5 protein-coding genes are annotated in these 3,817 nt (G+C 65.5%); all 5 read left to right on the top strand.

From position 1 onward, the window contains the following. On the top strand, positions 1–384 hold a 384-nt coding region (locus AC4D14_RS18115), incomplete at its 5' end, for a serine hydrolase (protein ID WP_490904068.1). 82 nt (positions 385–466) lie between these two features. Further along, positions 467–1,225, top strand: coding sequence for an ABC transporter ATP-binding protein (locus AC4D14_RS18120; protein ID WP_490904069.1), 759 nt, complete (start codon positions 467–469; stop codon positions 1,223–1,225). Between the two features lie 2 nt (positions 1,226–1,227). Then, positions 1,228–3,078, top strand: coding sequence for an ABC transporter permease (locus AC4D14_RS18125; protein WP_490904070.1), 1,851 nt, complete (start codon positions 1,228–1,230; stop codon positions 3,076–3,078). A gap of 132 nt (positions 3,079–3,210) precedes the next feature. Continuing rightward, positions 3,211–3,348 carry a hypothetical protein gene (locus tag AC4D14_RS18130; RefSeq protein WP_490904071.1) on the top strand — a complete coding sequence of 46 codons (138 nt, stop codon included), beginning with the start codon at positions 3,211–3,213 and terminating at the stop codon, positions 3,346–3,348. Between the two features lie 88 nt (positions 3,349–3,436). Then, a partial coding sequence (locus AC4D14_RS18135; RefSeq protein WP_490904072.1) for a serine hydrolase occupies positions 3,437–3,817 on the top strand: 381 nt, incomplete at its 3' end.

The following is a 3,817-nucleotide window of genomic DNA, read 5'->3' on the forward strand; positions in this document are numbered from 1 at the left end:
GCATCCGGAGCGATGGTATCCACACCGGCTGAGCTCAACACGTTCATGAAAGCCATCCTCGACGGCGAGCTCCTGGAACCGGCCGAACTCGACCAGATGCTCACCGGCATCCCCACCGGCGACGAAATCATCCCCGGATCCACGTACGGGCTGGGGATCGAAAGCGGCGAACTGGGCGGCGGCACAGCCTGGGGCCACAACGGCTCCATCCCCGGCTACCAGACGATCAACGCAGTCGCAGAGGACGGCACCGCCGTCACCATCACCCTCACAGCACTGCCGCCCGCCATCTACGACGGCCCCCTCGACGGCCCCACGGAAGAACTCCTCGATCTCTACCGCGGCTCCATCGAGGCCCTCGACGAAGTCCTCAGCACACCCTGACCCGACACCCTGACCCGACACCCTGACCCGACACCCACAGCACCCGCAGCCCGTTTCACTCTCCCAATAGAAAGTTCGTTTGATGACCCCGAGTACGTTTGTAAGCCCGCCGTCGGTTGATACCGCTGTGCGTCTTCTTCAACTTCGTAAGACTTTTCCGAACGGCCCGGAGGAGGTCACTGCTCTTCAGGAGTTCTCCCTCGATATTGCCCCGGGTGCGTTCATGGCGATTATGGGCCCGTCCGGGTCGGGCAAGTCGACGTTCCTGAATCTTGCCGCGGGCCTGGATACGCCAACCAGCGGCCAGGTGTTCATCGGTGAGACCGATATCACCGGGCTTTCCCTGGACGCTGTCACTCGTTTCCGCCGGCGCCATGTCGGTTTCGTGTTCCAGTCGTATAACCTTATTGGTCACCTGACGGTCGGGGAGAATATTCAGTTGCCGATGCTGCTCGATGGCCGGCGTCCCGATGAGCAGTGGCAGCAGACCCTCGTCGAGTCCGTCGGGCTGAGCGGTATGACCGAGCGGTTGCCGAGTGAGTTATCCGGAGGCCAGGCGCAGCGGGTGGCCATCGCGCGCGCGCTCATTACCCGGCCTACCGTGGTCTTCGCTGATGAGCCGACCGGTGCCCTGGACCGCCGCACGGGCGATCAGGTGCTCGAAGTGCTGCGCGGTGCCGCCAAGCGGTTCACGCAGACGCTGGTTCTGGTCACCCACGACCCGCATGTGGCCGCCACCGCCGATGAAGTGCTGTTCCTGGCAGATGGACGACTCGCCGGCAGGCTGACAGCGCCGACCTCGGCTCAGATCGCGGCCCGCCTCGTTGAGTTGGGACGATAGCCATGTGGTCTTTCGCCCGCTCAGCGGTACGCGCCTACCGTGCAAGCCTGGTTGGCAGTTTCCTGATTGTGGTCTCGGCCGCGGCGCTGCTGACCGCTAATGGTGTGCTCATGGAAAGCGGCCTGCGCGGTGATGAGCCTTTGCTGATGGCCGCGGCCGCCTCCTTCGCCGGCACGGCGGTCCTTGTTGTCGAACTCGTTGTCGCTTCCACCTTTGCCTCGGCATTGCGGCAGCGGAACACTCAATTCGCCCTGCTCCGCGCCGTCGGAGCGACCCCGCGGCAGGTGCGCTCGATGGTGACAGCCGAGATCGTCATCGTGTTCGCCCTCGCGGCCCCGCTCGGGGCCATCCCTGGACTGTTTGCCGGGCAACTGCTGATGCCGGCACTGGTCTCCGGGGGCATCGTGCCTGCCGGGTTCGATCTGGTGATCTCCCCGCTTCCCGTGATCGGCGCGCTGGTCCTGCTGTTCCCGACCGCGCTGCTCGCAGGCGTGCTCGCGACCCGCAAGATCACAAAGGTCAGCCCGACCGAGGCCGTTCGCGGTGGTTCGGCTGAGTCATCCGGGATTTCACCGGCACGGCGGATCACGGCCATCGCGCTTCTGGCGGCCGGCATCGTCATTGCCGGTACACCGTTCGTCGTCTCGGGCACGGCGGGCAGCGCAGCCGGAGCCACCTCGGCATTCCTGCTCCTGAGCGCCGCCGCGCTGGCCGGTCCGGTCATCGTCGGCGCCATCGCCCGACGGGCAGCGCGCGCCACACGCTCGTCGAGTAACGCAGCAGCCATGCTCGCCCTGGTGAATACCCGCGGCTTCTCGCGCCGGCTCACGGCAGCGATCATCCCGCTTGCCCTGCTCCTGGCGCTGGGCACAGTGCAGACAGGGGCGAACCACACAACGGTGGAAGCCACCGGCATGCAGTTGCGTGCCGGTCTGGAATCGGATCTCATCATCACCTCCCCCGACGGCGTGACAGCCGAGCAGGCAGCCGCCGTGGCATCCACCCCGGGCATCGACGCGGTGGTTGCCAGCTCGATGGTTCCCGCGGAGGTGAAGTTCGACCTTGACGACGAATACGGAGATATCTCCTGGGAGCAGACCGGCCTGCGCGCGGTGGCCGGCAGCACTTCGGGACTGATGGATGTCGATGTGTCGGCCGGCTCGCTGGATGATCTCACCGACGCCGACACGATCGCCGTCAGCAGTGACGGCGTCTTCAGCGCCGGCAAACGTGTCGGCGACACCGTGGAGCTGCGCTTCGATGAAGACACCGCGGTCTCGCGGACGGTCGTGGCCGTTTATGACCGAGGCCTCGGATTCGGCGACTACATCCTCGACGAGTCCTCGCTGCCGGCGCCTAACAGGCCGGCCGCCGCTGACCAGTTGTTCGCGATGGGCTCGGCGGATCTGAGCTCCCTCGGGTTGCAGACGGTCTCTGTCGATGACTACGTGCAGGAGACCGAGGCGGGTGCGGCAGGCCAGCAGCAATTCGGGGCAATCCTGCTCTTCGTGCTCATCTTCTTCATCGCCACTGCCGCGGCAAACACCCTTGTCATGCTCACCAGCTCCCGTAAACCGGAGTTCGCCCTGCTGCAACGTATTGGCACGACCCGCACCCAGATGAGCGCGATGATCCTCATCGAATCGGTGTTCGTCATGGCAACAGCCCTGGTGATCGGCACCCTTGCGGTGATTCCAGCACTCGGAGGCATGGCCTACAGCATGCTCGGGGTCTTCTCCGTGGGCATCGACTGGCCGGTATACGCAGCACTGGCCGGGGCAGTCGTGATCATCGCCACCATTGGAATGGTCATCCCGGCGATGGCAGGCACTCGAAGCCAGACCCGATCGTAACTGTTCTGAAACGAAAGCCCCTGGCCTACCGGCTGGGGGCCTTCTGTTTCATCCTCGAATAATCCATGAACCTGGCCGATCCGCTTCTCGACGCTCCGCCCGGTGTAAGGCCGCCGCTCAAACGCGCAGCTGATGCCCAACACCGTGGCCCATGCCCTGATCAGCGCACCCAGCGCACTCACCGGCGCGGCCGCTCTCGGAGCTCTCACCGTCCTGACCGGGCTCCTGCTGGCCGGCGCCGCCTTCACCCTGAAACGCCGCAGCCTCTAACCCACCACCCCCCCCCCCCACCCACCCTCCAAGCAACCCTCCAACAAACCCCACAATCAACGAACCCTCCAACCTGAATGGTTTTCGCATGACCTACCATCCTCGTGTCCACGGACATGAACCCGGCCGCACCATCGTGCTCTGGGCAGTACTCACCACCGCACTGGCCGCGTCGTTCGCGTTCACCGCCTGCGCCTCCGCGGCCGCACCCAAGGACGCCCCCGAGGAAGCACCGAAGGTGCTGACCGGCATCGCTGAACGACTCGTCGAGGAAGGCTACCCGGGCGCGATCATCACCCGCACCCTCCCGGACGGCACCGCCCAAACCGCCACCGCCGGCACCGCCGACCTTGCCGCCGACGCACCGGTCCCCGCAGACGGTGAAGTGCGCATTGGAAGCGCCAGCAAAACATTCACCGCGGTGGTGGCCCTGCAGCTGGTGGAAGAAGGACTCCTGGAGCTGGACCGA

It is taken from the genome of Arthrobacter sp. TJ-254 (assembly GCF_058269175.1).